This is a genomic window from Cellulosimicrobium cellulans (assembly GCF_024124905.1).
GTDB classification, from domain to species: domain Bacteria; phylum Actinomycetota; class Actinomycetes; order Actinomycetales; family Cellulomonadaceae; genus Cellulosimicrobium; species Cellulosimicrobium cellulans_G.
The window spans coordinates 637,480-655,427 of the sequence record NZ_JAMXST010000003.1; the positions used below are offsets into that span (position 1 = coordinate 637,480).

Sequence of the window (17,948 nt, forward strand, 5' to 3'; positions counted from 1 at the left end):
ACAGCCGACGGGTCTAGGGTGACCGGCATGTCCGACGCGACGACGCCGCGCGCGGCGTCCCCCGAGGCGTCCCCGGTCCCCGGGGAGGCGCAGCGCATCCACGTCACGCTCTCGACGGCCAGCGTCTACCCGCGCAAGGCTCCGTACGCCTTCGAGGTGGCGGCCGACCTCGGGTACGACGGCGTCGAGGTCATGGTGTGGTCCGACGAGACGACCCAGGACGCCGCGACGCTCCGGCGGCTCGCCGCCGAGCACGACGTCCCCATCCGCAGCATCCACGCGCCCACGCTCCTCGTGAGCCAGCGCGTGTGGGGGCGCTCGCCCGGACCCAAGCTCCGGCGCAGCGTCCGGCTCGCGCAGGAGGTCGGCGCGAGCACCGTCGTCGTGCACCCGCCGTTCCGCTGGCAGTACCGGTACGCCCGCGAGTTCGAGGACCTCGTCGGCGAGCTCGACGAGACCGACGGCGTGACCATCGCGGTCGAGAACATGTACCCCTGGCGCAGCCGCAAGCGCGAGATGCAGGCCTACCTCCCGGGCTGGGACCCGTCCGAGCACGGCTACGAGCACGTGACGCTCGACCTGTCGCACGCCGCTGTCGCGCAGCAGGACGCGCTCGCGCTGCTCGACGTGTTCGACGGCCGCCTCGCGCACGTCCACCTCGCCGACGGGTCGTCGTCCATCACCGACGAGCACCTCGTCCCCGGCCGCGGCGACCAGCCGTGCGACCGGGTCCTCGCCGAGCTCGTGCGGCGAGGGTGGGCGGGGGACGTCGTCGTCGAGATCTCGACCCGTCGAGCCCGGACCGCGGCCGAGCGCCGCGAGGACCTCGCCGCGTCGCTGTTCTTCGCGCGCACCTACCTCACGCCCGGGCCGCACCCGGGCTACGAGCCGCCGCCCGGGCACCCGCACCGCCACGCCGACGCCTGGGGCGAGGCCGACGCGCGCGAGGGCGCGGCGGACAGCACCCCGGACGACACGGGGACGGCCTGACGCCCGACGGGACCGTCACGAGCCGAGGGACCCGCGCAGGGTCTCCGAGCCGCCTCGCCCGACGGACACGGGCGCGGCAGCGCTGACGTAGGCTCGGCGATCGTGGCTCGCGTCAACGGTCTCCTCGCCGACACGACGCCGCTGCGCACCTCCCCGCCGTTCCGTCGCCTCTGGTGGGGCCTCGGCGTCTCGAACCTCGGCTCGCAGCTCACGGTCGTCGCCGTCGGCCTCCAGGTCTACGCGCTCACGGGGTCGTCGCTCGCGGTCGGCGTGCTCGGCATCTGTGCCCTCGTGCCCCTCGTCGTGCTCGGCCTGTACGGCGGCGCGCTCGTCGACGCGTACGACCGTCGCAAGGTCGCGCTCGCGGCGTCGACCGCGCTCTGGGTCGTCACCGCGCTCATCGCGGTCCAGGCGTGGCTGCACCTCGACTCCGTCGGCGTGCTCTACGGCCTCGTCGCCGCGCAGTCCGCGGCGTTCGCCATCAACAACCCGGCACGCTCGGCGATCATCCCGCGGCTCGTCGAGCCACGGCTCCTGCCGGCCGCGAACGCGCTCCAGACGATCGCCTGGAACGTCGCGCTCACCGTCGGCCCGCTGGGCGGTGCGTTCCTCGTCGCGCTGTGGGGCTACCAGGTCGCGTACACGATCGACGCCGTCCTCTTCACCGCGGCCCTGTGGGCGGTGTGGCGGCTCCCGGACATCCCGCCCCTGACCGGCGACGACGCCCCGCGGCCCGCGGAGGCGGGGCGGCGAGGTCGGGTCGCGGGGTGGCGGTCCGTCGTCGACGGCCTGCGGTACCTGGCGACGCAGCCCAACGTCCGCACGACCTTCCTCGTCGACCTCGCGGCGATGGTGCTCGCGTCGCCGCGCGTGCTCCTGCCCGCGGCCGGGGTCGTGTTCCTCGGCGGGGGCGAGGCGACGACGGGCGTCCTCACCGCGGCGTTCGCGGTCGGGGCCGTGCTCGCGGGGGTGTTCTCCGGCGGGCTCTCGCGCGTGCGCTGGCAGGGTCGCGTGATCGTCTGGGCGGTCACGGCGTACGGGGTGTCGATCGTGCTGTTCGGGCTCGTGCTCGTCGGGGTCGGGGCGACCACCCCGACGGCCGTCCTCGTCGGCGGCGTCGTCGCGGCGAGCGTCGCGCTGGCGCTCGCCGGCGCGTCCGACGCCGTGAGCTCGGTCTTCCGGCAGACCATCCTCCAGACCGCGACGCCCGACGACATGCGAGGGCGCCTCCAGGGCGTGTTCATCGTCGTCGTCGCGGGCGGGCCGCGGCTCGGCGAGCTCGTGCTCGGCGCCCAGGCGACGTGGGTGGGCGAGGCCTGGGCCGCCGTCGCCGGTGGAGTGGCGTGCGTCGTCGTGCTGTGGCTCGTCGTGCGGTCGCAACGGAAGTTCTGGCGCTACGACGCCCTGCACCCCGAGCCCTGAGACGGGCTCAGCCGACGCGCTCACGGCAGCGCGTCGGTGGGGCGCCCTAGGCTCGGGGCGTGCCTCCGAAGAAGCCGACGACCGAGCCGCCCGTGATCGATCCTGTCGTGCTGGACGACCTCCAGCGCGGCGACGCCTACGACCTCGAGGCGGAGGCCGACCTCGAGGGGTTCGAGCTGGTCGACCTCCGCCTCGACAGGCTCGACCTGCACGGCGCGAGCGTGTTCTCGACGCGGCTCGACCAGGTGCGCGCCGACGAGGCGGACCTCGGGGCGGCGACGCTCACGGAGGTGGTGCTCGACCGGCTCGACGTGCCCGTGCTGCGCGGCACGCGCGGCCGGTGGCGTGAGGTCGAGGTGCGCGGCGCGCGTCTCGGGTCGGCCGAGCTCTACGAGTCGTCGTGGGCGGGGGTCCGGTTCGTCGGCTGCAAGCTCGGCTTCGTCAACCTGCGCGGCGCGACGCTGCGCGACGTGATGTTCACCGACTGCACGATCGACGAGCTCGACCTCGTCGCCGCGGACGCGCTGCGCGTGGCGTTCGAGGGGACGCGCGTCCGCCGCCTCGACGTGCAGGCCTCGACGCTGGCGCACGTGGACCTGCGCGGTGCGGAGATCGACGAGCTGAGCGGGATCGAGTCCCTGCGCGGCTCGACGATCGACTCCGCGCAGCTCGGGCGCCTCGCCGCGACGTTCGCGCACAGCCTGGGCATCACGGTCACCGACTGACCGGGGGATAGGGTGCGCGACGTGACCGACGCGACACACCCGTCCACCGCCTTGCCCGACCCTGCTGGGGCCGAAGTCCTCGTCGCCGGGCCGGCGTCGTGGAACCTCGTCGTGCAGCTCGACGAGCTGCCTGCCCCCACGCCCCACACGGTGTTCGCCCGCTCCCACCGCGCCACCGTGGGCGGGACGTCGGCGGGCAAGGCGCTCAACCTCGCGCGCCTCGGCCGCGCGGTGCTGCTGCGCACCGTGCTCGGCGCGGACGACGAGGCCGCGCGCGTCCGGTCCGTGCTCGAGGGTGCGGGTGTCCGCGTGCTCGCCGAGCCGTCGCCGGACGGGCGCACCGAGAGCCACCTCAACCTCATGGACGACGACGGCGGGCGCGTCTCGGTCTACCTGCGCGCCCCCGGCGAGGTCCCGGCCCGGGGCCCGTCGTGGGACGTCGCCGTCGCGGCGCTCGACGCGGCGCGGGCCGTCGTCGTCGACCTCGCGGTCCCCGCGCTGCCCGTGCTCGACCTCGCCGTGTCGCGCGGACGCGACGTCTGGGTCGACCTGCACGACTACGACGGCGAGTCCGCGTTCCACCGGCCGTGGGTCGAGGCGGGGACGCACGTGTTCCTCAGCGGGGACCGGCTGGCGGACTGGCGCGGCTTCATGGCCGCGCGGATCGACGCGGGCGCGCGGCTCGTGGTGTGCACGCACGGGTCGCGCGGCGCCGTCGCGCTCACGCCCGACGGTGGTCTCGTCGAGGTGCCCGCGGAGCAGGTGCCGCACGTCGTCGACACGAACGGCGCGGGCGACGGCTTCTTCGCGGGCTTCCTCGACGCCCACCTGCGCGGGGCAGGTGTCGAGGAGGCGATGACGGCGGGCGCCCGGCACGCCGCGCGCGTCGTCCAGAGCCCGGACCTCGTCCCGGCCTGACCGACCGGGCGGGCGGCGACCGCGCGCCCGGTCGGCGGGCGACCGGTCAGTGCGCGGCGCCGACCGGGTCGGCCGCGGGCGCGACGTCGTCGGCCTCGCGCAGGGCGGCGACGGTCGCCGCGCCCCGGTCGCGGAAGTGGCCGACGAGCGAGAGCAGCAGCCCGAGCACGGCCCAGCCGGTGAGCACGAGCCAGGGGAAGGTCGAGTCGGCGGCGGGGAAGTACGACAGGTCGCGCAGGAGCGTCGCGGACGCGCCCGGCGGGAACCACTGCCCGACGGCGCCCCACGGGCTGAGGAGGAACTCGACCGGCATCGCGGACGCGGAGAGCGGGTTCGCGACCAGCAGGAACAGGACGGGCCCCACGGCGATGCCGGGGCGCCCGAGCACCGCGACGGCGCCGACGATCGTGCCCCCGATGCCGAGCAGTGTCAGCCCCACCGCGAGCGAGTCGGCGAGGTACGTCCCGTGCAGCCCGCCGAGGCCGTGCAGGATCCCCGCGATCGCGAGCCCGCCGACCACCGCGTAGACACCCAGCGCGGCGACGCGTCGCCAGACCCCGACGACGGCGAGCGAGATCGCGATGCCGCCGACCATGCCGCCGAGCACGAGCGGGAACGACGCCGCGGCGAGCGTGGAGCCGCGCGCGTCGTCGGCCGAGAGCGGGACGACGTCGGTCACCGCCACGGTCGGGACCGCCTCGGCGGGCACGCCCTGCGCGGCCGCTGCGGCGGAGACCTGGGCCTGGAGCGCGGGCTGGAGCCCGGCGAGGAGCTGCGCGACGGCGGGGCTCGCCGCCGAGGCCGTGAGCACCTCCGGCTGCTCGCCGAGGACGAGCGCGCCGTACGCGTCGCGCGACTCGACGAGGTCGACGGCCGCGTCGCGGTCGGTCACCGGGACGAGCTCGATCGCGCCCTCGGCGTTCTGGTCGAGCCCGGCCTGCACCGGGGCGACGACGGCGGGGTCGCCCACCGCCGCGACGGGCAGGTCCTTCGGGTCGGCGGTGACGGACGGCCAGAGGAACGCGAGCACGACGACCGCGACGACGGCGACGAGCCCGACGGCGGTCGTGACGACGCGCGGCCAGTGCGTGTGCGGGGCGGCGGAGCTCATGGGGAGACCTCTCCTAAAACGAATGTTCGTTCTCTATAGGGTCGACCTGCCCGCTGCCTCCTGTCAAGAACGATCGTTCGGTTTAGGGTGGGCGGGTGCCCCGGGTGAGTGACGAGTACCGAGCGCAGCGGCGCGACGACATCGCCGCCGCGGCCCTGCGCGTGTTCCGCCGCAAGGGTTTCGCCGCCACGTCGATGGCGGAGATCATCGCCGAGTCCGGGCTGTCCGCCGGGGCGATCTACGGCTACTACGACTCCAAGATGGCGATCGTGCATGACGTCGCGGGCCGGATCGTCGGCGGGCGCATCGCGGATGTCGAACGGCTCGCCGAGCGCGACCCGCTCCCTCCGCCGTCCGACCTGGTCGCCGTCCTCATGCACGGGGTGGTGCGCGAGATCGGCAGCACCGCCATCCTGCTCCAGGTGTGGGGCGAGGCCGTGACCGACCCCCGCATCCTCGAGTTCGCCTCGGCCGTCCTCGCCCGGCTGCGCGCGGTCTTCGCCGACTACGTCGCCGCCTGGCACGAGCGCACCCACGGCCTCGACCCCGCACGCGCGGCAGAGCTCGGCGCCGAGCAGGCGCCGCTGTTCGTCGCCGCGTGCCAGGGCTTCATCATCCAGAGCGCGCTCATGGACGACTTCGACCCCGACGCCTACCTCGACCGCACGACCCGCCACCTCCCGCGCTGACGCCGCGACCGGTCAGGCGAGGCCTGTGTCGCGGGCGACGATGGCGGCCTGCATGCGGGTCGCGACGCCGAGCTTGGCGAGGACGCGCGAGACGTGGGTCTTGGCCGTGGCCTCGGTGATGTAGAGGTCTGTGGCGATGCCCTGGTTGGAGAGGCCGCGCCCGAGCGCCGCGAGCACGTCCACCTCGCGGGGCGTGAGGTCGGCGAGCCGTGCGTCCCGGTCCGGGCCCATCGCGGGGTCGTTCCGCCCGGCGGCGGGCGCCGGGAGGCCACCGGCCGTGCCCGACGTCGGCCCCGCGGCCGAGGGACCCGGCTCGCCCGGGTGGGCGGACGGTCGCGGGCGCGGGGCGTCGTCGGGGGCCGGGCCGCGGGCGAACGCCGCGAGGAGGCGGCGCGTGACCTCGGGTGCGAGGACGCCGTCGCCGTCGGCGACGCGGCGCACGGCGTCGAGAAGCGCGGCGGGCTCCGCGGACTTGAGGAGGAAGCCCGCGGCGCCCGCGCGGAGCGCGCCGTCGACGTACTCGTCCAGGTCGAAGGTCGTGAGGACGAGGACGTCGGCGAGCCCTTCGCCCGTGATGACGCGCGTGGCCTCGATGCCGTCGACACCGGGCATGCGCAGGTCCATGAGCACGACGTCGGGCCGCAGCGCCCGGGCGTTGGTGATCGCCGCGGTGCCGTCCGACGCCTCGCCGACGACCTCGACGTCGTCGGCGGCGTCGAGCAGGAGGCGCAGGCCCGCGCGGATCGCGGCGTGGTCGTCGGCCAGCAGCACCCGGACCGGTCGTGGCGTCACGCGGACTCCTTCTCGCTCGGACCTCCGGCGACCGGGACGGCCGCGCGCACGACCCACCCGCCGGCCGTCGTCGGCCCGGCGTCGAACGTCCCGCCGAGGCCGTCCGCCCGTTCCCGCATGGTCAGCAGCCCGGTGCCCGCGCTCAGCGGTGCCTCGACCGGCGCCGCCGAGCCCGGCGCGCCGTCGTCGCGCACCTCGAGCACGACGGCCGACCCGTCGCGGACGACCCGCACCGCCACGGGCGAGCCCGGCGCGTGCTTGAGCGCGTTGGTCACGGCCTCCTGCGCGATCCGGAACAGCGCCTGGTCCGCCGCGGCGGGCAGTGCCGACTCGACGACGCGGTCGGGGTCGTCGAGCGTGACCGTGGTGGTCGCGCGCGCGGCGTCGAGCAGGGCGTCGAGGCCCGCGAGCCGGCCGGGCGCTGCCACGGCGTCGGGGACGTCGTCGCGCCGCCCCTCCGTGCGGAGCAGCAGGATCATCGACCGCATCTCGTCCAGGGACGCGACGGCGCTGGAGCGCACCTGCTCGAGCGCGGCCCGGTCCTTCGCGGCGTCGGGCGGGAGCGCGAGCGCGGCACCGGAGTGGATCGCGATGGTCGACAGGTGCGACGCGATGACGTCGTGCAGGTCGCGCGCCATCGCGGCGCGCTCCGCCTGCACCGCCTCGTGCCGGTCGAGCTCGGCGATCCGCTCGAGGTCGCTCGCGCGCTGCCGCTCCAGGTCGGCCGTGCGCGCCGCGGCCTCGGCCTCGCGCGCCGCGAGGTCGGCGCGCTCGCCCGCGAGCTCGGCGAGCTCGCTCTTGGTGCGCACGTTGGTCGCCCACCACATCGGCACGAGGAGCACGGCACCGAGCTGGAGACCCATGTAGACGAACTGCCGCACGTCGCGCGCGGCCTCGCCCGCCGCGACGGAGCCCAGGACGGCGACGGTCACGGCAACCCCCCAGAGCCACGCGCGTGCCCGCGGCCCCGACCACAGCGCGGCGGCGTAGAGCAGGTCCCACAGGACGAGCGTGATCGCGAGGCTGCCGCCCCACCGGATGTCGACGGCGGTGACGGCGACGCCCCCGAGGAGCGCGAGGACCGGGTGGGCGCGCTTGACGAGGATGAGGAGGCAGCCGACCCCGAGCAGCGCGACGCGCCACCACGGCTCCGCCGGCTCGACGACGAAGGGCGCCCGGACGAGCCCGACCAGACCCACCTCGAGGAGGACCCACCCGAGGACGAACGTCGTGACGGCGGAGAAGAGGTCGTTCCGGCGGTCCTCGATGCGCCACACCTGGGGGATCGACCGGCTCGCGGCCCGCCACCCGCTGCGTCCGGGCGCGACGCGCCGCGCGTCGTCCGCGTCGCCCGCCTCCGTCCTCACGCACCCATCCCAGCACAGCGCGCCGTTCCGCGGATCGGTCGAACGGTGTACGACGACGGCGTCACCGTCCCCGCGGGCGGCGCGCCGAGGGCGCGGGGTCGGTCGTTCGCCCGACGACGGGACGGTGCCCCGGAGGCGAGGCTCGACGCCATGGACATCCCTCTCGACCTCGACGCCGTCGGCGGGTCCGGCCTGGGGCTCGCCGCGATGGCGGGCGTGCTCGTCGTGCTGGCCCTCATCGACTTCACGAGCTTCGGCACGCTCCTCATCCCGGTCTGGCTGCTGCTCGCCCCGGGTCGCCTGCGCGCCGGGCGCGTGCTCGTCTACCTCGGCACGGTCGCGGCGTTCTACCTGGCCGTCGGGATCGTCGTGCTGCTCGGCGCGGGCGCGTTCCTCGACCGGTTCGGCGACGCCCTGGACACGCGTGCCGCCGCGATCGTGCAGCTCCTCCTCGGCATCGGGCTGTTCGCGCTGAGCTTCCGCTTCGACAGCAAGCGCGCGGCCCGGCGGGACGCCCGGGCGTCCGCCGCGGCGCCGGCGACGGTCGGCGCCCTGCCCGCCGGCCAGGGCGACGCGACAGGCGTGACGCGGGGGACGACGTCCGGCCCGCGTCCCGGGCGGCTGTCCCGCTGGCGCGAGCGCGCGCTGGGCATCGAGGCGGACGCGGCCGGTGCCGGTGCGGAGCAGGCCCGCCCCTCCGTGCTGCCGCTCATAGGGCTCGCGCTCGGCGCCGTCGCGCTCGAGGTCGGGACGATGCTGCCGTACCTCGCGGCGATCGGGCTGCTCACGACGTCGGACGTCGGCTGGCCCGCGACCGGCGGCATCCTCGCGGCCTACTGCGTCGTGATGATCGCGCCCGCGCTCCTGCTGCTGCTCGGGCGCCTCGTCGCCGCGCGCGCGGTGGACCCGCTGCTGCGCCGGCTCGACGCATGGCTGACGAGGAACGCGACCGACATGACCGGCTGGGTGCTGGGGATCCTCGGCGTCCTGCTCGCGCTGAACGCGTTCGGCCGCCTCGGCTGGACCTGAGCGGGCCGCGCCGGTACCGCGCCCCGCACGGCGACGGCCCGCCGGGTGATCCCGGGCGGGCCGTCGTCGTACCACCGGCGTGGCCGGTCAGCCGGTCAGTGCGAGGTGCCGTTCGACGCCTTCTCGCCCGGGCCCGTGAGCTGCGTGCCCGCGAGGTTGGCGATGAGCTGGTTGATGTCGACGCCGGTGAGCTGCTTGATGACGCCCTGCCCCTCGCCGAGGACGGACGCGACGTTCTTGGTGACCGCGGACGCGCCGTCGGTCGAGACGACGGTCATGCCCTGGATGTTGCCGATGGGCTCGGCCGCGGCCCGCACGATCTCCGGCAGGCGCTCGATGAGCTCCTGGACGAGCGCCGCCTCGCCGTACTTCTGGAGCGCGTCGGCCTTGGCGTCGGTCGCCGCCGCCTCGGCGCGACCCTCGGCCTCGATCGCCGCGGCGCGGGCCTCACCCTCGGCCTTGATACCGGCCGCGAGGGCGACCTGGCGGTCGCGCTCGGCCTCACCGGCGCGACGCACGGCCTGCGCGGACGCCTCTGCGTCCTGGATCGCGGCCGTCTTGTTCGCCTCGGCGATGACGGTGCGCTTGTACGCGTCGGCCTCGGTCGCGGCGTTCGCGGCGTCACGGCGAGCGTTCGCCTCCTGGACCTCCGCGTACGCCTTGGCCTCGGCGGGCTTGCGGATCTCGATGTCGAGGCGCTCCTGCGTCACGCGGGCCTGCTCGGCGAGCGCCTCGCGCTCCTGCTGCGCGACGAGACGGTCCTGCTCGGCGCGGGCGAGCTGGCCCGCGGCCTCGGCCTCGGCGTTCGCGCGGTCGGTGTCGGCCTTGATCGCGGCGCGCTTGAGGTCGAGCGCCTTCTGGCGCTCGGCGATCTGCTCGGCCGCCTCGATGACGGCGAACTCGGACGCGCGCTGCGCCTCGGCCTCGGAGACCTCGGCGACCTGGCGGGCGCGGGCCGACTCGGCGCGGCCGAGGTTGGCCAGGTAGTCCGAGCCCGGCGTCGAGATGTCGGAGATGTTGAGCAGGTCGACCTGGAGGCCCTGCTCCGAGAGGTCGGCCTTGGTGGACTCGACGACGCGGTCGGACAGGCCCTTGCGGTCGGAGATGATCTGCTCGATCGTCATGTCGCCCACGATGGAGCGCAGCGAGCCCTCGAGGGACTCCTTGATGATCTCCGTCAGCGTGCCCTGCTGGGAGAGGAACCGCTGGGCCGCGCGACGCACGCCCTCCTCGTCGCCGCGGACCTTGAAGTTGATCGACGCCTTGATGGCGATCTTGATGCGGTTCTTGTCCACTCCCTCGACCGTGATGCCGATCTGGCGCTGCTCGAGCGAGATGGAGAAGCCCTGCTGGAGGATCGGCCAGACGAACGTGCGGCCGCCGACGACGACCTTCTGCCCGCTGCCCGCGGCCTCCTTGCGGCCCGCGCCGCGGCCGACGATGACCAGGGCCTCGTTCGGCGGGACGCGGCGGATGCGCTTGCTGATGAAGATGACCACCGCGAAGAACGCGATGACCAGGGCGACGATCGCCAGGGTCGTGATGAGGTTCGTGTCGTCGAACATGGTCCGCGCCGGGGCGCGTCTCCTTCCGTGGGTGCGTGCAGGTCGGGGCGTGCGGCAGTGCTCGGTGGACGGTCCGGGCGGTGCCCGGCCGGCCCGTCGGTGGTGCGTGCGGGTGCGCGGCACCCACGGGTCGACGCGCGGGGCGTCGCGGTCGGTCCTCGGAGGACCTCAGTCGTTGGGGTAGTGGCGCTGGACGCGCACGCGGCTCCCGGACTGCTCGAGCACGACGACGCGCGCGCCCTCCGGGATGGGCTCGTCCGCCCAGGCGAGGCGGCGCTCGAGCTCGTGCGCGGCGTCCAGCGAGACCTCGCCGCGGGACGGGTCGATCGCGGTCGTCGCGGTGCCCTGCACGCCCACCAGGGAGGTGGGCACACCGTCCTCCGACTCCCGCAGGTGCTTCACCAGGGCCTGGACGAGCACCATCACGATCAGCGCCACGACGAGCGACCCCACGTACGCGAGCCACGTCGGCAGGTCGTTGGACGCCACGATCACGCCGACGGCGCCGAAGACCACGCCACCCACGCCGAGCGTCGTCCCGGACACCGCGCCGTCACCCAGGTCGACGATCTCGCCGACGAGCAGCGAGAGGAGCAGGAGGGCGAGTCCGGCGATGCCGATGACGATGAACGCGATCATGCGAGGTCCCCTTGCTGCGGCCGGTGCCGTGCGGACGGTCGTGCGGACCGTCGTGTTGACGTGGCGTGTGGAGTTGTCGTGAACGTACGCACACCCTATCGTGACCCGACCGTGCCGAGAGCCCGCCCGAGGCGTCCGGGCATGGGGAGCACTCCCCAGTGCGACGGCCGCGGTCAGGAGCCGAGCTCGTCCAGCATCCGACCGAGGTTCGCCCGCGCGGTCGCGGCGTACCCCTCGACCCAGTCGCCCTCGTAGGCGCGCGGCACGACCTCGACGACGAGCAGGCACGCGAGGTACGCCCGGTACAGGCGCAGCCGCGTCCACGCGTCGGCGTCGCCCGACCCCGGGGTGCCGTCGCCCAGGCCGAGGTCGCCGCCCGCGGCGGCGTAGCCCGCGAGGAGGTCGGGGTCGACCGGTCCGGTCCCGAGCTGGTCCGCGCCCGCGAGCTCGAACATCGGGTCGCCCCACAGCGACCGCTCCGCGTCGAGCACGCCGACGATCGTGGGTCCCGCGTCGACGTCGGCGCGGCCGAGCAGCACGTTCCCCGGCCACAGGTCCGCGTGCACGAGCCGGGGGACCGTCACCCGGGCGAGCAGGTCGCGGTGGCGCGCGACGGCGTCGAGCACCCGGGTCTCGGGGAGCTCCACGCCCCACCGGCGCGCGTCGTCGAGCACGGCCCCGACCATGCGCGCGAACGCGTCGGGCCACGTCGCCGCGGCCAGGTCCGACGCCGGGGCCGGGTACCCGAACCGGTCGCCCGTGATGCCGTGCAGCCGGGCCATGAACGACCCGAGCCCGCGGCGCACGACCGCGGTCGCCGCGGCGTCGAGCTCGCGCCCGCTCCACAGGGCGCCGTCGAGGAACGTGACGACGAGCGCGTCGCCGTCGACGTGCTCGCGCGTGAGGTCGGCGTGCAGGACGCGCGGGACGGGCAGCCCGGCCGCGTGCGCGGCCCGGTACGCGGCGTCCTCCGTGGTGAGGATCCCGTGCTCGTAGCGCAGCAGGCGCGACGTGTCCGCCCCGGTGACCTTGACGACGACGCGCACGGGCGCGCCGTCGGGCGCGTCCCCGCCGGGGCGCGGGGCGAGGTCCACGGCGAAGACGCTCGCGAACATCCCCCCGCTCAGCGCCTCGCTCCGCACGGCCTCGCCGAGCGGGGCCACGATCGCGGCGAGCTGGTCGTGCGTGACCGACGTCTTGGTGAGCACCGCGCGAGCCTAGCGGCGCGCCGACGGGCGGGGCGACGGCCGTCCGGCGCTCGCCCCGCCGGGACGCGTCCGGCTACGGGCGCGGCACGTTGCGCAGGTTCGCGCGCGCCATCGACACGACCTCGCCCATGCCGCCGCCGAGGATCTCCTTGCTCATCGCGACCGCGAACCCGCGCACCTGGCCCGCGGTGATGTTCGGCGGGATCGAGAGGGCGCGGGGGTCGGTCACGACGTCGACGAGCGCCGGCCCGGGGCGGTGCAGCGCGTCCTGGAGCGCGCGGCGCAGGTCCTTGGGCTTCTCCACGCGCACCGCGGGGATGCCGATCGCGTTCGCGACCGCGGCGTAGTCCACGTGCGGCGACTCGGTGCCGAACATCGGCAGCCCGTCGACGAGCATCTCGAGGCGCACCATGCCGAGGCTCGCGTTGTCGAACAGGACGACCTTGACCGGGAGGTCGTAGTGCTTGAGCGTCACGAGCTCGCCGAGCAGCATCGAGAGGCCGCCGTCCCCGGCCATGGCGACGACCTGCCGGCCGGGCTGCGAAGCGGCGGCGCCGATGGCGTGGGGGAGCGCGTTGGCCATCGACCCGTGGATGAACGACCCGATGACGCGCCGCTTCCCGTTGGGCGTGATGTACCGCGCCGCCCACACGTTGCACATGCCCGTGTCGACGGTGAACACCGCGTCGTCGGCGGCGACCTGGTCGAGCGTGTCGGCGACGAACTCGGGGTGGATCGGCGTCGTGCGCTCGACCTTCTTGGTGTACGCCCCGACGACGCCCGTCATCGCCTTCTCGTGCTTGGCGACCATCGCGTCGAGGAACTTGCGCGACCGCGCCTTCTTCACGAGCGGCAGGAGCGCGCGCACCGTCTCGCCGACGTCGCCCACGACGGCGAGGTCGAGGCGCGTGCGTCGGCCGAGGTGGGTCGGGTCGACGTCGACCTGGGCCGTGCGGACCGACTCCGGGAGGAACTGGTCGTACGGGAAGTCGGTGCCGAGCAGCACGAGGAGGTCGCAGTCGTGCATGGCGTCGAACGCGGCGCCGTAGCCGAGGAGGCCGGACATGCCGACGTCGAACGGGTTGTCGTACTGGATGAACTCCTTGCCGCGCAGCGAGTGGCCCACGGGCGCGGCGATCTTGTCCGCGAGCGCGAGGACGTCGTCGTGCGCGCCGCGCACGCCCGCGCCCGCGAAGATCGTGACCTTCTTCGCGGTGTCGATCGCGTCCGCGAGCTGCTGGACGGCGGTCGCGTCGGGGACGACGCGCGGGGGAGCGGGCCGGCACGCGACGTCGGGCACGGCGGCCGGGGCGTCGAGGTCGGCGACGTCGCCCGGGAGCGTGAGGACGGAGACGCCGCGGGCGCCGTACGCGTGGTGGATCGCGGAGTTGATGACGCGCGGCGCCTGGTCGGCGCTCGAGATCATCTCCGAGTAGACGGAGCACTCCGTGAACAGACGGTTCGGGTGCGTCTCCTGGAAGAACCCGGTGCCGATCTGCTTGCTCGGGATGTGGCTCGCGATGGCGAGCACGGGCACGCGCGACCGGTTGGCGTCGTACAGGCCGTTGATGAGGTGGAGGTTCCCCGGCCCGCACGACCCCGCGCACACCGCGAGGCTGCCCGTGACCTCGGCCTCCGCGGCCGCTGCGAACGCCGCCGCCTCCTCGTGGCGCACGTGGATCCACTCGATCCCCTTGCCCGCGTTCTCGCCCGTGGTGGACCGGTGCACCGCGTCGACCACGGGGTTGAGGCTGTCGCCGACGATGCCGTAGATCCGCCGCACCCCCGCCTCGATGAGCTGCGCGACGAGCAGGTCCGCGACAGTCCGGTTGCGCTTGTCGACGGGGGAGCGACCGATTCCGAACGGCATGACGTACCTCCACGGCTGGGCTGGGGTCGTCTCCCATCGTGCGCCGGGCCGGCGTGGGCCGCAGCGCGAGCCGACGTCTCGTGCGTCACGGTCGCCGCCGACCCCGGCCTGTCGCACCCCAAGGTGCCGAACCCGGGGTTGTTCCCGGGTTCGGCACGATCCTGGGGAACAACCCCGGGTTCGGCGGGTTGATCGTGGGGGGCTCAGACCGCGGGCTCGGCGTGCGCCGCGAACGGGGTGCGGCGGCGCGCCACGGCCAGCGCCGCGTCGGCCTGGGCGAGCTCGCCGTGGATCCCCGCGCCCGCCATGACGCCGGCCGCCGCCGACGCGCCCACCTGGGCCATGAGGTCGCTCGAGTTGCCGGCCGCCCAGACGCCTGGGACGGCGGTCATGCCCCGCGGGTCGGCGGGCACGAACCGGCCGGCCGGGTGGTCCTCGAGCGACCCGCCGAGCTGCTCGAACAGCTCGCCGCGCGCGACGAACCGGGGCCCGACGACGACCGCGTCCACCGCGAACGACGTCCCGTCCGCGAGGACGACCGACCGCACGGCCCGACCCTCGACGTCGAGGCGCGCGACCTCGCCCTCGACCACGCGCACGCCGAGCGCCGAGAGCTGCTCCCACGTGGCGTCGTCGGGCTCGGGGGCGGTGTGCTGGAAGAGCGTGACGTGCGGCGTGAGCTGGCGGAACAGCAGCACCTGGTGCGCCGCCGCCGGGCCGGTCGCGAGGACCGCGACCCGCTGCCCGCGCACCTCCCAGCCGTGGCAGAACGGGCAGTGCAGCACGGTCGACCCCCAGCCCTCGCGGACCCCGGGGACGTCGGGGAGCTCGTCGACGAGGCCCGTCGCGAGCAGGACGCGCCGTGCCCGGACGGTCGCGCCGTCGTCGAGCGTCAGCGTGAAGCCGGACTCGGCGTCGCCGGCCGCGTGGGCGACGCGCGCGTCGCGGACCTCGGCGCCGTAGCCCTCGGCCTCGGCACGGCCCGCGGCCAGCAGCTCGCGCGGGGGGACGCCCTCGCGCCCCAGCAGGTTGTGCGCGCCCTCCGCGGGCGCGTTGCGCGGCTCGCCGGCGTCGAGCACGACGACGGAGCGCAGCGACCGCGCGAGCGTCACCGCGGCGCTCAGCCCGGCGGGCCCGCCGCCGACGATCGCGACGTCGTAGGTGTGGTGGTCAGGGGTGGAGGTGGTGGCGGTCATGGCTCTCCTCAGCAGTGACGGGGGCTTCGCCGAGTGCGTGAACGAGTCGCGGGGATCGGCCCGGACGGCGACTGTGTCACGCGCTCAGCGGGGTCGGCGGGCGGCCCAGACGATGCGGCCGCCGCGCGCTCCGACGGTGTGCGTCGAGGGGTCGTCGGTCGCCGCGAGCACCGCGTCGAGCGCGGCGAGATCGGCGGGGTCGAGGTGCTCCGCGAGGTGCTCGCGCTGGCGCGCCGCGGTGGCGCGTGCCCAGCGGGACGCGTCCGGTCCCGGCGGCACGACGGCGGTCGGCGCGCGCCGGTCGACGACCTCCAGCCCGGCGTCGGTCAGGTAGGGCGTCCAGTCGGGGTAGCGGTTCCAGCCGGCGTGGGCCATCGCGCTCTCGAGGTGCGCGGCCAGGTCGGCGTGCGCTGCGTCGTCGGGCAGGACGGGCGACGTCGCCGTCATCTCGACGACGACGAGCAGGCCCCCGGGAGCGAGCGCGTCGTGGGCGTCGCGCAGGACGCGCGCCGGGTCCGCGACGTGGTGCAGCGACGCGGACGCCCACACGAGGTCGGCGCTGCCGACGTCGGGCCACCCGGCGTCGAGGTCGGCCTCGACGGTGCGCACGCGTGCCTCGAGCCCGTCTCCCGCGAGCCCCGCGCGCAGCCGTTCGAGCATCGCGGGGTCCGCGTCCACGGAGACGACCTCCGCGTCGGGGAACGCGCGGGCGAGGGCGCGCGTCCCGGTGCCGGTCCCGGCGCCGAGGTCGACGACGACGCGCGTGGGGGCCGGTGCGTGCTGGACCGCGACCGCGACGGCCTGGTCGAGCAGCCCGCCGAACACGGACGCGTCGAGCTCGAGCAGCTCGGCCATCCCGTGGCCGTCGTGCGCGTGGCCCGCGGCATGCCCGTGCCCAGTGGCATCCCCGTGCCCGACAGCGTGGTCGTGGCCGTGGTGGTGCGCGCCGTGGTTCCCGGGGGAGTCCATGCCTCCACGGTAGGACGGTTCTGCGCTGGAGGCATAGGATCTTGCTCATGACGCAAGAAGTCGATCTGGACGCTGTCGTCCGCCAGCGCATCCGCGGGCTGCGCCTCGCGCGCGGCTGGACCCTGGACGCGCTCGCGGCACGGTGCTTCCTCAGCCCGTCGACGCTCAGCCGCCTCGAGACCGGGCACCGACGGATCGCGCTCGACCAGCTCGTACCGATCGCCCGCGCGCTCGGCACGACGCTCGACCAGCTCGTCGAGCCGGTCGACGACGAGGACGTGGTCATCCGGCCCGAGCCGCAGCGCCGGCCGGGGGAGACGACGTGGCTGCTGTCCCGCGACCGTCCCGGGACGATGGTCGCGAAGATGCGCCTGACGCCCGAGCGCGCCGTCGGCCCGGAGCACCAGCGCGTCCACCCGGGTCACGAGTGGTTCACGGTCCTGTCCGGGACGGCCGTCGTCTACCTCGCCGACCGCCGGATCCTCGTGCAGGAGGGCCAGGCGGCCGAGTTCTCGACGATGGTGCCGCACTCGTTCGGCGCGCACGAGGGCCCGGTCGAGATCCTCACGATCTTCGACCAGGAGGGCGAGCGCGCCCACCTCTCGGGGACCGACCCGGCCTGACGGATGGCGCGACCAGCGGCGTCGTGGACCCCGCCGATCCCGCGGAGTGCTCGTCGACCCGAGGGGGCGACGCTGAGAGGACGTGCGGGCGTCAGTCGAGCCGGGCCGTGTCTGACAAATGTGGGACAGAAGGCGTAGTGTCGTGATCATGGCGATGAGAACCCGCAGCACCGCGCACGAGAGAACGGCCCCCCGAGGCTCGACCTCGCGGGGCGGGAAGAACGTGCCTGCCGGGGGGACCCCGCGGGCCGGGAAGGGCGAGGGCGCGTCGGCGAAGCGCGACTCCGTCACGTTCCGACCCACCCCCGAGGAGCGCCGGATCCTCGACCGCCTCCGCGACGAAGGCGTCACCGCCAGCGACGCCGTCCGCCGTGGCCTGCACCTGGTCGCGCACGAGAAGTGGGTCGACCAGGCCCGCGTCGATGCGGAGAATCTCGCCCACGAGAACCTCGACGACGAGCCGGACGCCTGGTGATCCGCGGCGCCGTCTACCGCGTCGACCTCGGTGACCCCCGGGGCCACGAGCAGGGCGGTCGGCGGTACGGGGTGGTCCTGTCCCCGACGAACATGCCGTGGTCCGTCGCGACGATCGTGCCGACCTCGACCAGCGCGCAGCGTGCGATCTTCCGGCCCGTCCTCGAGATCGCCGGCCAGGAGACCGTGCTCCTCGTCGACCAGCTCCGTGCGATCGACACCGACTACGTCGTCGGGGAGCCGGTCGACTTCCTTCTTCGAGACGACCTGGACGCGCTCGAGCGGGCCGTGCAGAGCTACCTCGGCATCATCTGAGGCCGAGCCGTCCCGTCCGTCGTCCTCGGGGGCCTCGACGTCGATC

18 protein-coding genes are annotated in these 17,948 nt (G+C 75.0%); 9 read left to right on the forward strand and 9 right to left on the reverse strand.

From position 1 onward, the window contains the following. The first annotated feature begins 27 nt into the window (after positions 1 to 27). From NHH00_RS11525 to NHH00_RS11540, 4 genes are all read left to right on the forward strand, one after another. Positions 28 to 990 carry a sugar phosphate isomerase/epimerase family protein gene (locus NHH00_RS11525; RefSeq protein WP_253052208.1) on the forward strand — a complete coding sequence of 321 codons (963 nt, stop codon included), beginning with the start codon at positions 28 to 30 and terminating at the stop codon, positions 988 to 990. Positions 991 to 1,092: 102 nt separating this feature from the next. Further along, positions 1,093 to 2,412 (forward strand): MFS transporter, encoded by a 1,320-nt coding sequence (locus NHH00_RS11530; RefSeq protein ID WP_253052210.1) that lies wholly within the window; start codon positions 1,093 to 1,095, stop codon positions 2,410 to 2,412. A gap of 59 nt (positions 2,413 to 2,471) precedes the next feature. Further along, on the forward strand, positions 2,472 to 3,137 hold the full coding sequence (locus NHH00_RS21070; protein WP_253052212.1) for a pentapeptide repeat-containing protein: 666 nt from the start codon (positions 2,472 to 2,474) through the stop codon (positions 3,135 to 3,137). 21 nt (positions 3,138 to 3,158) lie between these two features. After that, positions 3,159 to 4,055, forward strand: a complete 897-nt coding sequence (locus NHH00_RS11540; RefSeq protein WP_253052214.1) for a carbohydrate kinase family protein — start codon at positions 3,159 to 3,161, stop codon at positions 4,053 to 4,055. 46 nt (positions 4,056 to 4,101) lie between these two features. Here NHH00_RS11540 and NHH00_RS11545 read toward each other — a convergent pair whose 3' ends face one another. Continuing rightward, on the reverse strand, positions 4,102 to 5,166 hold the full coding sequence (locus NHH00_RS11545; protein WP_253052216.1) for an ABC transporter permease: 1,065 nt from the start codon (positions 5,164 to 5,166) through the stop codon (positions 4,102 to 4,104). Positions 5,167 to 5,261: 95 nt separating this feature from the next. On the opposite strand from NHH00_RS11545, the gene NHH00_RS11550 reads away from it, so the two are divergent. After that, complete coding sequence (locus tag NHH00_RS11550) at positions 5,262 to 5,855, forward strand: TetR/AcrR family transcriptional regulator (protein WP_253052218.1); 594 nt, start codon at positions 5,262 to 5,264, stop codon at positions 5,853 to 5,855. Between the two features lie 12 nt (positions 5,856 to 5,867). Here NHH00_RS11550 and NHH00_RS11555 read toward each other — a convergent pair whose 3' ends face one another. Continuing rightward, positions 5,868 to 6,647: a response regulator gene (locus NHH00_RS11555; protein WP_253052220.1), complete on the reverse strand. Its 780-nt coding sequence runs from the start codon at positions 6,645 to 6,647 to the stop codon at positions 5,868 to 5,870. After that, positions 6,644 to 8,014, reverse strand: coding sequence for a sensor histidine kinase (locus NHH00_RS21075; protein ID WP_253052222.1), 1,371 nt, complete (start codon positions 8,012 to 8,014; stop codon positions 6,644 to 6,646). The genes NHH00_RS11555 and NHH00_RS21075 overlap by 4 nt, the downstream gene beginning before the upstream one ends. 150 nt (positions 8,015 to 8,164) lie before the next feature. On the opposite strand from NHH00_RS21075, the gene NHH00_RS11565 reads away from it, so the two are divergent. Beyond that, a complete protein-coding gene (locus NHH00_RS11565; protein ID WP_253052224.1) occupies positions 8,165 to 9,043 on the forward strand; it encodes a GAP family protein in 879 nt (292 codons plus the stop codon). Positions 9,044 to 9,138: 95 nt separating this feature from the next. Here NHH00_RS11565 and NHH00_RS11570 read toward each other — a convergent pair whose 3' ends face one another. The 6 genes from NHH00_RS11570 to NHH00_RS11595 form a co-directional block, all read right to left on the reverse strand. Next, on the reverse strand, positions 9,139 to 10,608 hold the full coding sequence (locus tag NHH00_RS11570; protein WP_253052226.1) for a flotillin family protein: 1,470 nt from the start codon (positions 10,606 to 10,608) through the stop codon (positions 9,139 to 9,141). Between the two features lie 168 nt (positions 10,609 to 10,776). Beyond that, entirely contained in the window at positions 10,777 to 11,247 is a 471-nt protein-coding gene (locus NHH00_RS11575; RefSeq protein ID WP_253052228.1) for an NfeD family protein, read from the reverse strand. A gap of 173 nt (positions 11,248 to 11,420) precedes the next feature. Further along, positions 11,421 to 12,455 (reverse strand): phosphotransferase family protein, encoded by a 1,035-nt coding sequence (locus NHH00_RS11580; RefSeq protein WP_253052230.1) that lies wholly within the window; start codon positions 12,453 to 12,455, stop codon positions 11,421 to 11,423. A 73-nt stretch (positions 12,456 to 12,528) separates the two neighbouring features. Next, the gene (locus NHH00_RS11585) at positions 12,529 to 14,325 is read right to left on the reverse strand and encodes a pyruvate dehydrogenase (protein WP_253052232.1); all 1,797 of its coding nucleotides are present in this window, start codon (positions 14,323 to 14,325) and stop codon (positions 12,529 to 12,531) included. A 203-nt stretch (positions 14,326 to 14,528) separates the two neighbouring features. After that, complete coding sequence (locus NHH00_RS11590; RefSeq protein ID WP_253052234.1) at positions 14,529 to 15,521, reverse strand: NAD(P)/FAD-dependent oxidoreductase; 993 nt, start codon at positions 15,519 to 15,521, stop codon at positions 14,529 to 14,531. Positions 15,522 to 15,605: 84 nt separating this feature from the next. After that, positions 15,606 to 16,490 (reverse strand): class I SAM-dependent methyltransferase, encoded by an 885-nt coding sequence (locus NHH00_RS11595; protein ID WP_253052236.1) that lies wholly within the window; start codon positions 16,488 to 16,490, stop codon positions 15,606 to 15,608. A gap of 47 nt (positions 16,491 to 16,537) precedes the next feature. Between NHH00_RS11595 and NHH00_RS11600 the strand changes: the two genes are divergently transcribed. The 3 genes from NHH00_RS11600 to NHH00_RS11610 all read left to right on the forward strand — a co-directional run bounded on the left by NHH00_RS11600 (position 16,538) and on the right by NHH00_RS11610 (position 17,902). After that, positions 16,538 to 17,113 carry a helix-turn-helix domain-containing protein gene (locus NHH00_RS11600; RefSeq protein WP_253052238.1) on the forward strand — a complete coding sequence of 192 codons (576 nt, stop codon included), beginning with the start codon at positions 16,538 to 16,540 and terminating at the stop codon, positions 17,111 to 17,113. Between the two features lie 148 nt (positions 17,114 to 17,261). Beyond that, a complete protein-coding gene (locus NHH00_RS11605; RefSeq protein WP_253052240.1) occupies positions 17,262 to 17,588 on the forward strand; it encodes a hypothetical protein in 327 nt (108 codons plus the stop codon). Next, complete coding sequence (locus tag NHH00_RS11610) at positions 17,585 to 17,902, forward strand: type II toxin-antitoxin system PemK/MazF family toxin (RefSeq protein ID WP_141389852.1); 318 nt, start codon at positions 17,585 to 17,587, stop codon at positions 17,900 to 17,902. The genes NHH00_RS11605 and NHH00_RS11610 overlap by 4 nt, the downstream gene beginning before the upstream one ends. Positions 17,903 to 17,948 lie beyond the last annotated feature (46 nt).

Bases quoted from the DNA above. Each gene is read 5' to 3' on its own strand.
- NHH00_RS11525 (WP_253052208.1), top strand. From the start codon at position 28: ATGTCCGACGCGACGACGCCGCGCGCGGCGTCCCCCGAGGCGTCCCCG.
- NHH00_RS11545 (WP_253052216.1), bottom strand. From the start codon at position 5,166: ATGAGCTCCGCCGCCCCGCACACGCACTGGCCGCGCGTCGTCACGACC.
- NHH00_RS11565 (WP_253052224.1), top strand. From the start codon at position 8,165: ATGGACATCCCTCTCGACCTCGACGCCGTCGGCGGGTCCGGCCTGGGG.
- NHH00_RS11570 (WP_253052226.1), bottom strand. From the start codon at position 10,608: ATGTTCGACGACACGAACCTCATCACGACCCTGGCGATCGTCGCCCTG.
- NHH00_RS11575 (WP_253052228.1), bottom strand. From the start codon at position 11,247: ATGATCGCGTTCATCGTCATCGGCATCGCCGGACTCGCCCTCCTGCTC.
- NHH00_RS11585 (WP_253052232.1), bottom strand. From the start codon at position 14,325: ATGCCGTTCGGAATCGGTCGCTCCCCCGTCGACAAGCGCAACCGGACT.
- NHH00_RS11590 (WP_253052234.1), bottom strand. From the start codon at position 15,521: ATGACCGCCACCACCTCCACCCCTGACCACCACACCTACGACGTCGCG.
- NHH00_RS11595 (WP_253052236.1), bottom strand. From the start codon at position 16,490: ATGGACTCCCCCGGGAACCACGGCGCGCACCACCACGGCCACGACCAC.
- NHH00_RS11600 (WP_253052238.1), top strand. From the start codon at position 16,538: ATGACGCAAGAAGTCGATCTGGACGCTGTCGTCCGCCAGCGCATCCGC.
- NHH00_RS11605 (WP_253052240.1), top strand. From the start codon at position 17,262: ATGGCGATGAGAACCCGCAGCACCGCGCACGAGAGAACGGCCCCCCGA.